This window comes from Kitasatospora sp. NPDC028961 (assembly GCF_055564815.1).
Window position 1 is genome coordinate 650,979 of sequence record NZ_JBVHVO010000002.1, and the last position, 15,930, is coordinate 666,908.

The following is a 15,930-nucleotide window of genomic DNA, read 5'->3' on the forward strand; positions in this document are numbered from 1 at the left end:
CCGCCCGCAGCTCGTATCCTCGGCGAGGTGAACGAGAGCCCCGCCTCCGGCGGACCACCCGACCCCGCCCGCATCCTGGTGATCGACGACGACCTCACCGTGGCCGAGGTGGTCGCCGGCTACCTCACCCGGGCCGGCCACCGGGTCGACCGGGCGAGCGACGGGAACCAGGGCCTCGACCTGGCGCGCCGGCACCGCCCCGACCTGCTGGTGCTGGACCTCATGCTGCCCGGGATCGACGGCCTCGAACTGCTGCGCAGGCTGCGCGCCACCGAGGCCGGCGCCGACCTGCCGGTGGTCATGCTCACCGCCAAGGGCGACGAGGCGGACCGCATCCTCGGTCTGGAACTGGGCGCGGACGACTACGTCACCAAGCCGTTCAGCCCGCGTGAACTCGTGCTGCGGGTCCAGTCCGTGCTGCGCCGCTCCCGGGCCGCCGCGCCCGCCCTCACGGCCCCCGGGCCGCTGGTGTCCGGGGACATCACGCTCGACCCGCAGGCCCGCCGCGCGCACCGCAGGGGGTGTGAACTCCTCCTCACACTCCGGGAGTTCGACCTGCTCGCGTTCCTCCTCCGGCACCCCCGGACGGTCTTCGCCCGGCAGGATCTGATGCAGAAGGTCTGGGGCTGGGACTTCGGCGACCTGTCCACCGTCACCGTCCACGTCCGCCGGTTGCGCGAGAAGATCGAGGACGACCCCGCCGCACCGACCCTGATCACCACCGTCTGGGGCGTCGGCTACCGCTACGACCCGGTGACGGCGGACGCGCCAGGGGCGACGACGGAACACGGCACGGACCGCAAGGACGGCTCGGAGTGAAGGACCTGCTGCTGATCGCCCTGTTCGCGGGGCTCGGCGCCACCGGTGCCGGTCTGCTCGGCTGGGTGGCGGTGCGACTGCTGCGCCGCCGCTCGATGGCGCTCTCGCTCTTCTGCGTCGCCGTCGTCACCGTCCTCGCGGTCACCTCCGGGACGTTCGCCGTCGCCCAGGCGATGTTCCTCTCCGGACACGACCTCGGGGTGGTGATCACCGTCCTCGGGATGGCCTCCGTGGTCTCACTGCTCACGGCCGCACTGCTCGGCCGCCAGGTGGTGGCCGGCAGCCGGGCGCTCACCGAAGCCGCCCGCACCGTCGGGAGCGACGCCGGCTTCACCGCGCCCGCGCACCCGCTCGGGCTCGAACTGGCCCAGCTCAGCGAGGAACTCGCCGCCACCAGCGCCCGGCTCGCCGAGTCCCGCGCCCGGGCGCAGGCGCTGGACGCCTCGCGGCGCGAGCTGATCGCCTGGATCTCCCACGACCTGCGCACCCCGCTGGCCGGCCTGCGCGCCATGGCCGAGGCGCTGGAGGACGGCGTGGCCGAAAGGCCGGAGCAGTACCTCAAGCGGATCCGCTCCGAGGTCGAGCGGCTCACCGGGATGGTCGACGACCTCTTCGAACTCTCCCGGATCCAGGCCGGTGCGCTGTCGCTGTCGCTCGCCCGGGTGTCGGTCTACGACCTGGTCGACGACGCGCTGGCCGGCGCCCACCCGCTGGCCCGGCAGCGCGGCGTCCGTCTGGAGGGCCGGCAGGTCGCCGCCGAGCCGGTCGAGGTGGACAGCGGTGAGATCACCCGGGTGCTCGGCAACCTGCTGGTCAACGCGATCCGCTCGACGCCCCAGGACGGTGTGGTCGCCGTCTCCGCCCGCCGCGAGGTGGACGAGGTGGTGCTCTCGGTCACCGACGGCTGCGGCGGCATCCCGGAGCAGGACCTCTCGCGGGTCTTCGAGACCGGCTGGCGCGGCAGCGCCGCCCGCACGCCGCGCCGCGATCGCGGTGAGGGCGGCGAGGGCGGGGACAGCGGCGCCGGGCTGGGGCTGGCCATCGTCCGCGGCATCGTCGAGGCGCACGCCGGCCGGGCCCGGGTGCACAACGTCACCGGGGGCTGCTGCTTCGAGATCGCGCTCCCGGCGGCGCGCGGCTGACCGCCCGGGCCGGGCCGTTCTCGGCGCCGTTCTCAGGGCCCGAACGGCCCGGTCGGGCCGGGCCGGGGCAGGCCCGGGGCAGACCTGGTCAGACCCGCAGGGGCGCCGCCGCGAACTCGGCCATGCCCGCCCGGAACGGCACCCGGGCCCGCCAGCCCAGCTCGGCCCGGAGCCGGGAGGAGTCGGCGGTGATGTGCCGGACGTCCCCGAGCCGGTACTGGCCGGTCACCACCGGCGCCGGGCCGCCGTGGGCGTCGGCCAGCGCCCGGGCCGTCTCGCCGACCGTGCGCACCTCGCCGCTGCCGACGTTGTACGCCCGGGTACTGCCCGGCGGGCGGTCGCCGACGGACCCCAGGGCCGCCAGATTGGCCGCCGCGACATCGTCGACATGGACGAAGTCCCGGCGCTGACCGCCGTCCTCGAAGACCCGGGGAGCCTCGCCCCGGGCGAGCGCGGAACGGAACAGCGAGGCCACTCCGGCGTACGGGGTGTTCCGCGGCATGCCCGGGCCGTAGACGTTGTGGTAGCGCAGCGCCAGCACCGACCCGCCGCTCGCGCGGGCCCAGGCGGCGGCCAGCTGCTCCTGGGCGAGCTTGGTGACGGCGTAGACGTTGCGCGGGTCGCCCGGCGCGTCCTCGGTGACCAGGCCCGGCCGCAGCGCGGCGCCGCACACCGGGCACGGCGGTTCGAACCGGCCGGCGTCGAGGTCCTCCGGCCGCCGCGGGCCGGGCGCCACCTCGCCGTGCGCCGGGCACGTGTACCGGCCCTCGCCGTAGACCACCATCGACCCGGCCAGGACCAGGCGCCGCAGGCCGGCCCGGGCCATCGCGGAGAGCAGGACGGCGGTGCCGAGGTCGTTGCAGCCGACGTACTCGGGCGCGTCGTCGAGGTCGAGGCCGAGACCGACCATCGCCGCCTGGTGGCAGACCGCGTCCACCCCGGCCAGCGCCCGTTCGACCGTCGACGCGTCGCGGACGTCGCCGTGGCGGAACTCCACGCCGGCCGGCAGTTCGGGCGCGGCTCCCGACGGATGGACGGCGGGCAGCAACGCGTCCAGCACGCGGACCTCGTGACCCGCCGTGACCAGGGCGCGCGTGACGGCCGAACCGATGAACCCGGCGCCGCCGGTGACCAGAATCCTCATGCCCGGCGACGCTACCGGCCGGTGACGGCCGGGGGAGCGACGCAGGGCATCGCGTCATGCTTCGGTAAGCACCGGGCCGTGCACCCGCCGTCCGTGCTCCGCCGTGTGCGTCGCGCGGGGCGACGGCCGGCGGGCCGGCGCCGCCCCGGGCCCGAGGCTCTGCGCGCCCGCCCCGGGCCTGTCGGTCCGGGCCGGGCGGCCTCCGCTGGTCCACAATGCTGGCAGTCACCGATGCCGACGGGCGGTGCGCCCGGACGGGGGAGCCCCATGAAGAGCGCCGATCTGCTCGCCGATGCCTTCGGCCGGATCCACGAGGCCGTCCACGACGTGGTGGACGGCCTCACCGCCGACGAGTTGGCCGAGCGCGTCGACCCGAAGGCCAACTCGATCGTCTGGCTGGTCTGGCACCTGACCCGCATCCAGGACGACCACATCGCCGATGCCGCCGGGACCGAACAGATCTGGACCGCCGACGGCTGGTTCGACCGCTTCGCCCTCGGCTTCCCCGCCGCCGCCACCGGTTACGGTCACCGCGCCCGCGATGTCGCGGCCGTCCGCGTGGACTCCCCGGAGCTGCTCACCGGCTACCACGACGCGGTGCACGAGCGGACGCTGTCCTTCGTCCGCGGTCTGACCGGCCCCGCGCTGGACCGGGTCGTGGACGAGGCCTGGAGCCCGCCCGTGACCCTGGGCGTGCGCCTGGTCAGCGTCATCTCCGACGACCTCCAGCACATCGGCCAGGCGGCCTTCGTCCGCGGCGTGCTCCGGCGGGGCTGACCCCGGGCGGCCGGCGTCAGGCCTCGTCGAAGCGGTCGCCGACCCAGCCGGTGAGGGCCGCGGTGTCGTGGTCGATGGTGGCGAAGTGCACGCCCAGCGACTTCCGGGGTTCGAGCTCGGGCACCTGGACGTCGCCCTCCCGGTAGCGCTCGTACTCGACCTCGATGCCGTGCGCCTTGTTGGTGGCGTTGAGCTCGTCCACCAGGGTGTCGGTGCCGTGCAGCGGAGGCGGCAGCGTGGCGTACACGCGCTCGTCGTCGGCCGCCTGGGTGATCCGCACCCGGACCCTGATCTCGACATCGGGGTTCATCTTGGCCATCTCCTGCTCGAAGAGGCGCTGGTGGGCATTGGGCTGTTCGGGGTAGGCGCCCCGGAACTGCTCGGTGCCCTTGAGGCCGCCCCAGGAGTCGGACCGGCTCAGGGCGGCGCGGGAGCGGTGCCGGGCCTGCGGCCAGAGCCGGTACGCCCGGTCGGAGAGGACCTGGGCGGGATCGATCGAGGGCTCCCCGCCGATGGCGCCGGCCAGGAACAGCGGGGTGAACGCGAAGCCCTCGCCGGCCTCCGGCTGCGCGGCGCCGGCCTGGACCAGGCCGAGCGAGTGGTTGGCCGGGGCGATGGCGCAGACCCCGGCCAGGCCGTCGATCCGGCCGTGGGCGTGGTGGGCGGCGAACAGCGCGGCCTGGCCGCCCTGTGAGTGCCCGACGATCGCGAAGCGCTCCCCGATCGCGCCCCTGAACAGCCGCCGGGCGGCGAGGACGATGTCCAGGATCCCGTTCGCCTGCGAGTGCCCGTGCAGGAAGGGGTGGATGTGCTCCTCCGTCCCGGTGCCGAGGGCTTCGTAGTCCGTCATGGCCACCGCCCAGCCGCGCCGCAGGAACGTGTTGAGCAGGTGGTTCGGGTAGACGTTCATCGGGGAGGCGCCGGTGTCGCCCCAGTCCCGTGACGGCGCCACGGTGTTGGCGAGGCCCACCGTGCCGTGGGCCCAACTGACCAGGGGGAAGCCACCCTCGGGCACCGGGTGCTCGTCGCGGTCCGGCAGGACGATGATCCCGGAGGTCGCGACCGGCCGGCCCCGCACGTCCTCGGAGCGGTACAGGACGAGCCAGTTCTCGCCGGACTCCAGCTCCGCCGTGATGTTGTCCAGCCGCCGGACGTGGATCACGTCCCCCGGGACGCCGTCGGGCAGCGGGACGGGCGGGGTGTAGAACGCCTCCCCGGCGGGCGCGTTCTCCACCGGGTCGAGGACCGGCGAGGTGTCGTTCACGGGCTTCCTTCCGTCGACTTCTCCAACAGCGCCGGCCGGGGCGGCGGGGTGACCGGCGCCGGCCGCGGGTGGCGCAGCGGGACTACCCACCGCGCCCCGTTCCATCCGCCGGCGCCGCCGATGCCACCCGAACGAGTCAATCCGGCGGCGCACGGTGCGTACACCTTCCTCTGAAGGACTGCATATACCGTCTATCGACATATCGCGTCCGGCGACTTATGGTTCTCGTGGTGATCGTCAGCCGCGCGGTCCTCGTGACCCGCGCGCCCTCCGACCTGCCGTCAACTCCGCGGCGGCGAAGAGTCGGTGGGCGACTGACGCGCCGTCATCCGCCGTGGCACGCGTAGGTGCCACCGGCATCCGTTCCGCTGTTCACGGGAGGACCGCAGTGCACCAACGCTCTCGCACGCCCAAGGCGCTCGGCGCCGGCCTGGCCGCCGTTCTGAGCCTCGGCCTCGCCGCACCGGCCGCGCTGGCCGTTCCGGCCGCGCTGGCCGTTCCGGCCGCGCTGGCCGTTCCGGCCGCGCTGGCCGTTCCGGCCGCGCCGGCCGCCGACCCCGATCCCGTCCCCACGCTGGTGGACGGCCAGGAGACCGCCACCCCGCAACTGGTCACCGGCCTCCATGAGCCGGCGCCGGGCAGCCCGACCGACGCCGCCCGGGCCCACCTCGCGGCGCACCCGGAGCGCTACCGGATCGACCCGGGGCAGCTCACCGAGGTCGCCGCCGAGCGCGGCGCCGACGGCCGGAGCACCGTCAGGTTCCAGCAGTACCACGGCGGTGTGCCCGTGCTGGGCGCGCAGTACCTGGTCCACCTGACCGGTGACGGCGCCGGTCAGCGGGTCGAGTCCGTCGGCGGCAAGTACTTCACCGGGCTCACCGCGCCGACGACGGCCACCGTCCCGGCCGCCGTGCTGCGCGACCTGGCGCTCGGCGAGATCAAGGACCCGGGCGCCCGGGCCGGGGCCACCGTGGAGGACCACGGCGCGGTGGTCGTGCCCGGTGGCACCGGCCGGCTGGCCCAGCACTTCACCGTGCGGGCCGCGGACCCGGCGGGCGGCGGGCAGGCCCGCGAGGTCTACGTGGACGCGAACCTCGGGGTGGTCGCCCTCGTCCACGACTCCCGCTCCTCGGCCCCGGCGGGCACCCCGGGTACCGGCGCCGCCACGGGCACCGCCACCGGGGCCGCGGCGGCCGGGGTCGAGCCCGCCACCGGTACCGCGCCGGACTTCTTCGGCCGCCCGGTCAAGGTGGACATCGGCCGCCTCCCGGACGGGAGTTACCAGTTCAGCGACCTCACCCGGCCCGCCGCCGTCACCACCTACGACGCGGCCGGCGAGGGGGTCGGGCCGGGCCTGCCCACCGGCCTCGCCGTGGTCCACGCGCCCGGTCCGGACTTCCCCGCCGCCACCGGCACCGTCGGCGCCACCGACGCGCACGTCAACGCCGGTATCGTCTACGACTTCTACCGCGACCGGCTCGGCCGGGACGGGCTGGACGGCAAGGCCGGACCGATCATCTCGGTGGTCAACGCGACCGCGTGGGGCGAGCCGCTCGCCAACGCGTCCTGGGACGGCACCAAGATGGTCTACGGCGGTGGCAACGACAAGTTCCGCCCGTTCTCCGTCGCGCTCGACGTGGTCGGCCACGAGATGACCCACGGTGTCGTCGAGAACACCGCCGGGCTGCTGATGGCCGGCCAGACCGGCGCGATGGACGAGGCGCTGGCGGACTACTTCGGCAACGCCATCGAGGTCACCGCCCGGGGCATCCCGATGACCGACCCGAAGGCGGGCCTGCTCGGCGAGAACCTCTGCCGGACCGGTACCCCGGAGGCCTGCGCGGGGAGCCGGCGGCTGGACAACCACCGGACCACCGTCGACGACTACCTCGGCGTGCCGACCGACGTCGACAGCGGCGGGGTGCACCTCAACTCCACCATCTTCAGCGGCGCGCTCTGGGACATCCGGCGCACCCTGGACCCGCTCACCGCCGACCGGGTGGTCTACCGCGCGCTCGCCGCCTACCTCACCCCGCTGGACGACTTCGTCGCGGGACGCAACGCCGTCCTCGCCGCGGGCCAGGACCTCGGGCTCAGCCGGGCCCAACTGCGGACGGTGGCCGGGGCGTTCGACGCCCACGGGATCCGGGCCGGCTGGCAGAGCCGGATCGGCACGGACAGCCGCACGCTGCTGCGCGGCATCACCGGCACGGGCGCCCCGGCGGTCGCGGCCGGTCGCTGGGTGATGGCCAGCGCCGAGCGGCCCGGTGCCACCGAGGCGCTGTACACGGGCCCGATCACCGGAGGCGGCAGCCCGACCCGGCTCAGCCCGGAGGACGGGCGCGCGCACGGCTACCCCGCCACCGACGGCACGTCCGCCGCGTGGATCTCGCTGGGCGGCCAGGGTCAGGACAGCTGGAAGATGGAGGTGCTGACCCGCTCGCTGGCCGGCGGCCCGGTCCGTACCCTCTACTCCTCCCCGTCGCGGCTCCCCGCCGACGTCCGGGTGTCCGGCCGCGACATCGCGTTCCGGGCGAGCGACCCGAGCGTCAACCTGAACCGGGTCTTCCTCTCCCACGACGGCGGACCGGCGGTGCCGCTGCCGCTGCCCGCCGGCCACGACGTGCTGAGCGTGACGCTCAAGGACGGTGTCCTCGGCTGGACCGAGCGCTGGGTGGGCGACCAGGGAACCGACGTCTACGCGCCGACCGTCTACTCGATCGCGCTCGGCGAGGTCACCGCCCAGTACGTGGTGCCGGCCTCGAAGGCGAAGGTCGGACCGGCCCTGCTCACGGGCGGGCGGCTGGTCTGGACGGAGACCTCCGGCGACGGCGGCAGGCGCACCTCGATCCGCTCCGGCGCGGTGGACGGCTCCGGGGTGACCGACGTGGTGTCCGGTGACGGGCCGACCGCCCCGTCGAACGGGACCCTCACCGCCTCCGACCGGGCCGTCACCTACCAGGTGGGCACGGACGATCAGCGGGGCGAGTGGAGCAACGCCGCGCTGCCCAAGCTCTGGCAGGTCCCGCTCGCCGGCGGCACGCCCGAGCGGGTCTCCTGCAACCGCGGCGGCCAGTACCGGCCCGCCGCCGAGCAGGGCACCCGGGTGGTCTGGGTGGACGCCACCGCCGGCCGCAGCGACCTGGTGGTCCGCGACCGGCCGGCCGGCGGCTGCTGACCCTGCGCGCACTCCGTGCCCGGCGGCGGGCCGCACCCTTCGTGCGGGCCCGCCGCCGGGTCGGGTGGTTCCCCCGCCCCCGCTCGGCCGGGCGCTCGGTCGGTCGGGCGTCCGGTCGGGCGTCCGGTCACGGCCCGGCGCGGCGGCCGACGAGGTCGGCGAAGTACTGGCGGTCCCGCAGGGTCGGGGGCAGCGGGTGGCCGAGCAGGACGTGCAGGTTGCACGCGGCGAGGGTGTAGGCGTGGAAGAGCAGGTCCGTGGTGGTGTCGGCGCCCAGCTTGCGCAGGACGGTCGGGGTGCCGCTGCTGCGGCGGGCCAGGTCCTGCCAGGCGGCCCGGCTCCGCGGGTCGTCGCCGAGCGCGTCCAGCACCTCCTTGGCGCGGGTGGCGCGCTCCGGCCAGCGGTCCCCGGCGGCGGCGTACGCGTCGGCCACCCGGTACGGGGACTGCGCGATGTGGACCAGCGCGCTCACCGGGGCGCCCTCGGGTGCGGGGCGCTCGGACCACCGCACCAGGGTGTTGCGCCGATGGCTGGTGGTGACGTCGTACAGCACGCTCTTGATCCGCAGCAGGGCGGCCAGTTCGCCGACCAGCGGGAGCCGGGACCGGGGGAGCGGGCGCCAGGTCATCCCGGCGGAGGCGTTGACCACGACGATCTCGTCGACCTCGTACTGCGCGGGCGGCCGGTCGGCGCGCCGGGCCCGGTCCGCGAGCGCGGTGAGCCACTGGTCGGCCATGTTGTCGTAGACCCCGCCGTCCGTCAGCACCAGCTCGGCGGCGGTCGCGGCGGGATCGCCGCCGCCCGGACCGGCGGCGGACCCGTTCGGACCGGCCGCCGCGTAGTGCCGGGCGGCGGGGAGACGCCGGACGGCGAAGGCACCCGGCAGGCAGGCCGAGACCTGCACCGCGGTGGACAGCGCGAGGTCGCCCGGGCCGCCGGTGCCGAAGCGGTACCCGTAGGTGAAGGCGGGCGAGAGGTAGAAGTGGTCGCCGCTCTGCAGTTCGGTGGCGCAGAAGGCGTGGTCGACCGAGCGCCGCACGTCGCGCAGCCCGGTGGCGACGCCGTCCCGGTTGAACAGCTCGCGCGCCAGGGCCGTGTCCACGACGGCGCTGCGCCGTTCGAAGAACAGCAGCGCACCGACGGACAGCAGCAGACCGGCCACCAGCAGGAGGCCGGAGAGGAGCCGGACGCCGTCGACCGCCGCGACGATCACCCCGGTGAGCGTGACCGCGGCGGCCGCGCCGCCGAGCACGAACAGCGAGCGCACGTACGCGTTGGTCGACGGGCCCCAGAAGAACAGGCCGGTGTGGGCGCAGTGGCGGATCAACGGGCGGACGCGGTCGGCGAACTCCGTGCCGGGGCCGTCGCGGTAGTCGGTCTCGTGGGCGACCACGCCGTTGGCGACCGAGCCGCCGGACACCGAGGAGATCGCCACCACCTCGCGGTGCCGCCCGACGTCGGCCAGGTAGATGAGGGCTCCGATGCCCCACATGGTGGCGCGGTAGCCGCCACCGGAGAGGGCCACACCGATCTTCGCCATGTCAGACCTCCACGGTCGTGCCCGCCGCCGGAGCTGCCGGGGTCGCCGGGCCCGGCGCGTCCGGCGGGTAGACGGCGGTGTAGCCGAGCGTCCGCTGCCGGTCGGGGTCGGCCCACGGATCCGTCGTGGGGCTCCGGTAGTTGAACACCAGCTCCGGCGGCCCGGGGGTCCGCTCCGGGGTGCCGATCAGGCGCAGCACGGCGGCCCGGTCCGGGTGCTTGAACTTGTCGCCGTTCGTCGAGATCAGGAAGCGGCGGGTGGCGAGCAGCGCCAGCAGTTCGTCCGTGGTGTTGGCGGCGCTGCCGTGGTGCGGCACCTTGAGGGCGTCCACCGCCAGCCGGTCCGCGCCGCGCTCCGGACCGGGCTCCGGACCGCGCTCCGCCAGGAGCCGGGTCAGACCGCGCGCCAGGACGTCGCCGTGGCCGTCGCCGGTGAGCAGGACGCGGTGGTCGCCGACCTCCAGCAGGAACGCGATGCTCGATCCGTTGGGGACCGAGCCGTCCACCCGCTCGCCGCCGAGGAGGTCGTCGGCCAGGCCGCGCAGGTCCTTGCGGCGGGCCAGCCGTTCCAGCGCCTCCCCGGGGCGTCCGGGGGTCACCCCGAGGCCCTTGAGGACCTTGGTCCATTCCTTGCGCAGCGCGAGCAGCTCCGCCCCGCCGGGGGACACCACGGTGACGCGGGCGCCGCCCGGCAGTACGGCCGAAGGCAGCGGCCCGCGGGCCGGGACCCGGACGGCGGGCGCCTCCACCCGGGCTGTGCGGAACGCCGCGTTCCAGGCGAGGTGCTGGCTGCCGATCAGGGCCTGGAGCATCTCGCCCTGGTCCGCGCCGAGCAGGTCGGCGTCCTGGGTGAGCTGCGGCCAGCCGTTGAACCAGACGTCGCCGATCGACAGGCCGAGCGCGGTCCGGTCCTGGAGGAGGCGTACGACGCCTTCGATGTGGTCGGCGTCCACGTGCGTCACCACCAGCACGTCCAGGTGCCGGTCCGGCTTCGGCAGCGCCGAGACGCGGTCGAAGACGGCCCGGTAGGTGGTGTTCGGTCCGCCGTCGACGAGCATCCGGTGGACCTCGCCGCCCGGCCCGGGCCACTCGATCCACAGCGCGTCGCCGTGTGCGGCGGGCAGCAGTTGCACGGTGATCACGGCGTGCCTCCCACGGGGGTTCCGGCCGCGTCCGCGTTCGCGGTCGTGCTGATGGCCGTGCTGATGGCCGTGCTGCCGGCCGGGCTCTCGACGAGCCAGCGGGCGTCGCCGAAGGCCACGATCGACATGGCGAGGGTGAACCCCCGGGCGAGCAGCAGCCGGCGGATGTCACGCACCAGCTCGCCGACGCTCTTCCCGTCGCTGGCCCGGTCGGCGAGCGTCGCGGCCCCGATGCCCGCCATCACGGCGGCCTGCCGGCCCAGGGTCGGTACGAGGGTCGCGACCACCACGGGGGCGCTCTCCTGGAGGAACTTCGCCGCGACGTTCTGCCAGCGCACCTCGGCCTGCGCCATGGTGCAGCCGAGCAGCATGACGATCGGGCCGGTGCCGCCGTCGTGCCGGTCGGACAGGATGTACCGGCGGTCGATCAGCACGGCGGCGAGCCTGCTCGGCCGGTTCGTCTTGCCGATCTCCAGCACGGCGGTGCTGCCCTCGTCGCTCGCGTTGTGCGGCAGGGCCACCAGCAGGGGCGGGCCCTGGGCCCTGACCACCTGCCGCCAGGCCCGCCAACTCGTCGCCGTGTGCAGCCCGTCGGCGCCGAACGAGGTGCGGAGCACCGCCGCCGTGGCCGTGCGGTCCTGCGCCCGGACCTTGTCGCTCGCCGCGAAGAGCACGCTGTCGACCGGCCGCAGCGCCCGGCCGCGCTCCGTGGCGTCCGGCTCGACGACCGTGCCGGTGAGCCGGTCGCGCTCCACCCGCCGCTCGATCTCCATGCGCAGGCCCCAGAACCCGAGTGGGCAGATCGTCCGGCGGCCGGTGCCGTCGGTGCTGCCGGCGCCGCGGCGACAGGAGCAGGTGCCGGTCGCCAGGGCCTCGCGCCAGTGGGCGCAGAGCGTGGCGCCGTCCTGCGGGTAGCCGTAGTCGTAGACGAACTCCACCGGCCACAGTTCGGCCGCCTCGGCGGAGACCACCTGGAGGAAGGTGACGTCCTTCAGGCTTCCCAGGCCGAGCGTCGCCAACTGGTCGAACAGGGTGCTGCCCTGCTGGGCGAGGCCGCGCAGCAGGGCGTCCGGCGGCGGGAGTTCCGTCGCCGGCGCGCCGAGCTGCCGGTCGAGGTCGTCGGTGAGGAGCTGCTGGATCAGGGCCCTGAACCGGTCGAGGTCGGCGAGCCGGACGGGGGTGCTCGTCCCGTTCAGGCGGATGTCGGCCCGGTCGTCGCTGTCGATGCGGATGACCGCCGCCCGGCGGTCGCCGGTGCCTGCGGTGCCTGCGGTGCCTGCGGTGCCTGCGGTGTCGGTGCTGTCGGAGCTGTCGGAGCTGTCGGAGTTGTCGCTGAGGGAGCTGAACACCTCGCCGTGCACGGTGATCTCCCGACCGGCGACGGGTCGGTCGGCCGCTCCGACCGGACCGGTCAGCTCCAGCCGCTGCAACAGCCGGTCCCGGTGGTAGACGCGGGCGCCGCAGCGGATCTCCCGCTCGTCCGGCCCCACCGCGACCGGGAACACGGCCTCGCTGGACGCACCCCGGTCCGGCAGGACGATCGCCTTGGAGGTGTGGCGGCTCGCGCTGCTCCGCTCCTCGTAGAACTCGACGACGAGTCGCGCCCCGGTTCCTCGGAACGACAGCCCCTCCTCGGGGAACTCCTCGGCGGCCGCGTGCCATTCGGGGCTGCCGGGCCCGACGCGGAGGTGGATGTCGTGCACGGCGCCGGGCAGGAACGCCTGCCGGCGCGGTTCGCCCGTCGCTCGGACGGCGACGAGCGCCTGGAGGAAGCGGGCATCGGGCCGGCCGGGCGCCGGACCGGCCCGCCGGGGCACCCGCAGAGCGGTGACGAGCCTGCGCCGGCCCCGGGGGCGCCTGGCGCCGCCCGCTCCGCCGCGGGCTCGATCGCCGGGGCGCTGACTCGCTGGCGCAGGTGGCGCAGGTGGCGCAGGTGGCGCAGGGGGTTCAGGTAGTGCAGGAGGTGCGGTTGACCAGGGAGCCGGTGTGGCCTCGCCGCCCGGCTCGGCGGCAGGCCCGCGGCCCCGAACCGCCTCGGAAGCGGCCGGGTACGGCAGTGCGTCGGACAGCGCGCGGCGCTCGACCAGCCCGGGGCGGGCCACCGTCAGCCAGGAGCCCGCCCGGGCCGCCGCCTCATCCAGCGGGCGGTCGTCGAGCAGCCCGTGGACCAGCAGGCGGAGCCAGTCGGCGGCACCGGTCCCGGAGAGGTCGGCGACGATCCAGCCGGAGGCCCCGAGACCGCGCGCCGCGCCGTCGAGCCGGGCCAGTTCGGCCCGCCCGGGCGGCTGCGGGGCGCACCACAGCACGCAGGTGGCGCGAACGCCGTCGCGGTGCTGCTCCAGCAGGGTGAGCCCGGTCGCACCGGAGACCACCAGGAGGTCGTCCGGCTCACCGGGGGTGTGGGTGTCCGCGATTCTCGGATCGGAGCGCAGGCCGTCGAAGAGTTCCCCGGCCGGGTCGGCCCCTACGGCTCCGACCCGTAGGGGCCGGTGCCAGGGCGGATCCGGTGCCAGGCTCACGTCCGCGACGTATACCGCGCCGACGGCGGGGCGCAGGGCGGATAACCGTTCGACGAGCGGGCGCCGGTGGCTGGGCGGTACGTCGTGCAGGGCCAGCCGGACGGGGGCGGTGCCCGCGACGGCCTCGTCCCAGGCGCGGGTCAGCTCGTCCTGGAGCCCGGTGTCCCCGGCGATCCGGGTGCGGATCCCAGGCGGCAGCCGCCACGCCCACGACCCCCGCTCCGGCACGCCGAGCGCCCCGAGTGCTCCGCCGGTCGGGCCCGCACCCTCCCCACCCATCAGACCCGCAGCCGCCAGGGCCGCCGGCGCGATGGAGAGGATCTGGCTCAGCTCAGCCATGGGAGACCTCGTCACCGGCTCCGCCAGGAGGCCACCCACGACCAGGTCGGTCTCCCGGCCCTTCCACTCTGCCACAGACGGGCCGGCCCCCGGGGGGTACCGCCCGCGGGCAAGGACTGCGGTCTCAAACGTTGAACCGTCGAGCAGTTGACTCTCCGGCGGCGCGCATCAGGTGCGCGGCAGTGATCCCACAGCGGCGAGGAACTCGGGGAGCGAGCCGTCGTGGCCGGGCAGAAGCTCGGCCGCCGCCCGCCAGAAACCGGGGCCCGCCGCTTCGGTGGCCTGCCCGACCAGTTCGGCGCAGCGAGTGGCCCAGGCGTCGCGTCCGGGGGCCCGCCGGGGGAGGTGGTGGCCGTGGCGCAGGGCTTGCCGCGCGGGCCGGATCGCGGCGAGCAGTTCGCGGTCGTCGAGCACCGCCGCCCGGCGGACGCGTTCGATCAGGTCCGACGCGGTGGAGGTCGTCCGCAGGTCGGCGAGTGCGGCCCGGGCGGTCGCGGGCCCGTGCGGGGCCAGTCGGGTCAGCCGCTCGCGGGGCAGGGCACGGGCCAGTTCGTCGGGGAACCCGGCGCGGTCGGCGAGCACGCACAGCACCGGCTCGGGCAGCGGGGTCCGCGCGTGGGCCCGTACCAGTTCCGCCCACGGCGGGCCGCCGCAGGCGTGGCGGCTGCCGTCCAGCACCGCCTGTGCCTCGACCGGCCCGGCGCACCGCCGGAGCCGGGCCGGGAGGTCCGCGGCGGGTGGCTCCGGCGGCCGGCGCTCGGCCAGCAGGCGGCGCAACTCGGCGTCCGTGTGGGCGAGATGGTCGATGAACTGGTCCAGCCGGTCGTCCAGGCCGTGGAGCCAGGCCCGGATCGCGGTCGCGTCCCCGTGGCCGTACACGCCCAGGGCCCAGCGGGCGAAGAGCGCCCGGGGCGGCACGCCCGCCCGGTGGAGCCGGTCGAGGACGGTCCGGGCGAAGTACTCCCTGGTCCGGAGCCGGCGCAACGGGTGTTCGGCCATCGCGGCCAGTTCGTCGTCGCCGAGCCGCCCGACCAGCGCGGCCAGCACCTCCGGCGGCGCCTGCACGAGAACCCGCAGGTCGGGCCGCCCGGTGGCCCCGGCTGCCGGGCGGCCGAGGCCCCGGAGCAGGCCGCGCAGGCTGCCGCGGTGGCCGGGGAACCGCTCCGCTGCGGTGCGCCAGGCCCCGGGATCGGCGCCGGTCCCGGCCCGCAGCGCCGCGCCGACGGCCTCCCAGAAGCCGTGGACCTGCCGGTGGTTGTGGTCGTAGCCGTCGACGGCCGTGACCAGCAGGTCCACCCGCGGGGTGGCGTGCAGCAGGTCGGCCGCGTTCTCCCCGGTCAGCACGTGGCGCAGCAGTGACGGCCGCAGCTCGCCGATCCGGGCGAGCCCCGGTCGCCAGGCCCAGGGCGGCAGTTCCTGCTGGCGGGCCACCAGACGGTTCGCCACCGCCGGCTCCCAGGGGGTGAGCAGCTCGGCGGTGAACGCGTCGGGGCAGTCCCGGCGCGCGATCAGGGCGCGCCGCTGGCGGCGCTCGAACGGCTCCCGGCGATGGGCGGCGGCGAGCGCCGGCCAGTCCACGGGGGCGGCGGCCAGCACCGCGTCGCACTCCAGCACCGACCGGGCCGCGCGCAGCCCGGCCGTCGGATCGCCCGTCCCGGCGGCCACCGGGCTGCTGTCGGTACGGGCCGGACGGTGGCCCGGCCCCCGCACCCGCGCGGCCTCGGCGGCCACGTGCTCGGCGCCGCCCAGTTCGGCGATCGCCCGGCGGTGCGCCTCCGGTGGCAGCAACGAGGCGACCCAGCCCAGCAGTTGTACCGCCTGCCCGGCGCGCCACCGCTCCTGCCCGTCGTCCACCGACCCCACCGTCCTACGCCCCCGCCCCGCCCCGGGGCCCGGGCCACTCTGACACAACGCCCCGGGTCCGGTCCGTCCGGCGGTCGTGCTGCGGCCTCGGGGGGGGGGGGGGGGGGGCGGACCCCCCCCCCCCCCCCCCGGGGGGGGGGGGGGGGGGGTGTCCTTAAACTCCCCCCCACCAAAAACGCCGCTGACGGGGCGTGGGTGGAGGGG

Annotated in this window: 10 protein-coding genes; 4 read left to right on the top strand and 6 right to left on the bottom strand. The window is 75.8% G+C overall.

Annotation, left to right across the window (positions count from 1 at the left end):
* The first annotated feature begins 27 nt into the window (after positions 1-27).
* Together ACZ4UX_RS07030 and ACZ4UX_RS07035 are read left to right on the top strand one after the other, a co-directional pair.
* On the top strand, positions 28-819 hold the full coding sequence (locus ACZ4UX_RS07030; RefSeq protein WP_465705897.1) for a response regulator transcription factor: 792 nt from the start codon (positions 28-30) through the stop codon (positions 817-819).
* Positions 816-1,961, top strand: a complete 1,146-nt coding sequence (locus tag ACZ4UX_RS07035) for a sensor histidine kinase (RefSeq protein WP_465705898.1) — start codon at positions 816-818, stop codon at positions 1,959-1,961. The genes ACZ4UX_RS07030 and ACZ4UX_RS07035 overlap by 4 nt, the downstream gene beginning before the upstream one ends.
* Before the next feature lie 88 nt (positions 1,962-2,049).
* Here the strand turns inward: ACZ4UX_RS07035 and ACZ4UX_RS07040 are convergent, their stop codons facing one another.
* The gene (locus ACZ4UX_RS07040) at positions 2,050-3,105 is read right to left on the bottom strand and encodes an NAD-dependent epimerase/dehydratase family protein (protein WP_465705899.1); all 1,056 of its coding nucleotides are present in this window, start codon (positions 3,103-3,105) and stop codon (positions 2,050-2,052) included.
* Between the two features lie 267 nt (positions 3,106-3,372).
* Between ACZ4UX_RS07040 and ACZ4UX_RS07045 the strand changes: the two genes are divergently transcribed.
* Positions 3,373-3,882, top strand: a complete 510-nt coding sequence (locus ACZ4UX_RS07045) for a mycothiol transferase (protein ID WP_352298064.1) — start codon at positions 3,373-3,375, stop codon at positions 3,880-3,882.
* A 16-nt stretch (positions 3,883-3,898) separates the two neighbouring features.
* On the opposite strand, the gene ACZ4UX_RS07050 is transcribed toward ACZ4UX_RS07045, so the two are convergent.
* Positions 3,899-5,146 carry an alpha/beta hydrolase family protein gene (locus ACZ4UX_RS07050; RefSeq protein WP_465705900.1) on the bottom strand — a complete coding sequence of 416 codons (1,248 nt, stop codon included), beginning with the start codon at positions 5,144-5,146 and terminating at the stop codon, positions 3,899-3,901.
* Between the two features lie 388 nt (positions 5,147-5,534).
* Here ACZ4UX_RS07050 and ACZ4UX_RS07055 point away from each other — a divergent pair, with 388 nt between their 5' ends.
* Positions 5,535-8,324, top strand: a complete 2,790-nt coding sequence (locus ACZ4UX_RS07055) for a M4 family metallopeptidase (RefSeq protein WP_465705901.1) — start codon at positions 5,535-5,537, stop codon at positions 8,322-8,324.
* Between the two features lie 127 nt (positions 8,325-8,451).
* Here the strand turns inward: ACZ4UX_RS07055 and ACZ4UX_RS07060 are convergent, their stop codons facing one another.
* The 4 genes from ACZ4UX_RS07060 to ACZ4UX_RS07075 all read right to left on the bottom strand — a co-directional run bounded on the left by ACZ4UX_RS07060 (position 8,452) and on the right by ACZ4UX_RS07075 (position 15,717).
* Positions 8,452-9,864 (bottom strand): patatin-like phospholipase family protein, encoded by a 1,413-nt coding sequence (locus ACZ4UX_RS07060; protein ID WP_465705902.1) that lies wholly within the window; start codon positions 9,862-9,864, stop codon positions 8,452-8,454.
* Position 9,865: 1 nt separating this feature from the next.
* Positions 9,866-11,005, bottom strand: a complete 1,140-nt coding sequence (locus tag ACZ4UX_RS07065; RefSeq protein ID WP_465705903.1) for a ComEC/Rec2 family competence protein — start codon at positions 11,003-11,005, stop codon at positions 9,866-9,868.
* Complete coding sequence (locus ACZ4UX_RS07070; protein ID WP_465705904.1) at positions 11,002-13,863, bottom strand: hypothetical protein; 2,862 nt, start codon at positions 13,861-13,863, stop codon at positions 11,002-11,004. Before ACZ4UX_RS07070 ends, ACZ4UX_RS07065 begins: the two co-directional genes overlap by 4 nt.
* A 168-nt stretch (positions 13,864-14,031) precedes the next feature.
* Positions 14,032-15,717, bottom strand: coding sequence for a hypothetical protein (locus tag ACZ4UX_RS07075; RefSeq protein ID WP_465705905.1), 1,686 nt, complete (start codon positions 15,715-15,717; stop codon positions 14,032-14,034).
* Positions 15,718-15,930: the final 213 nt, after the last annotated feature.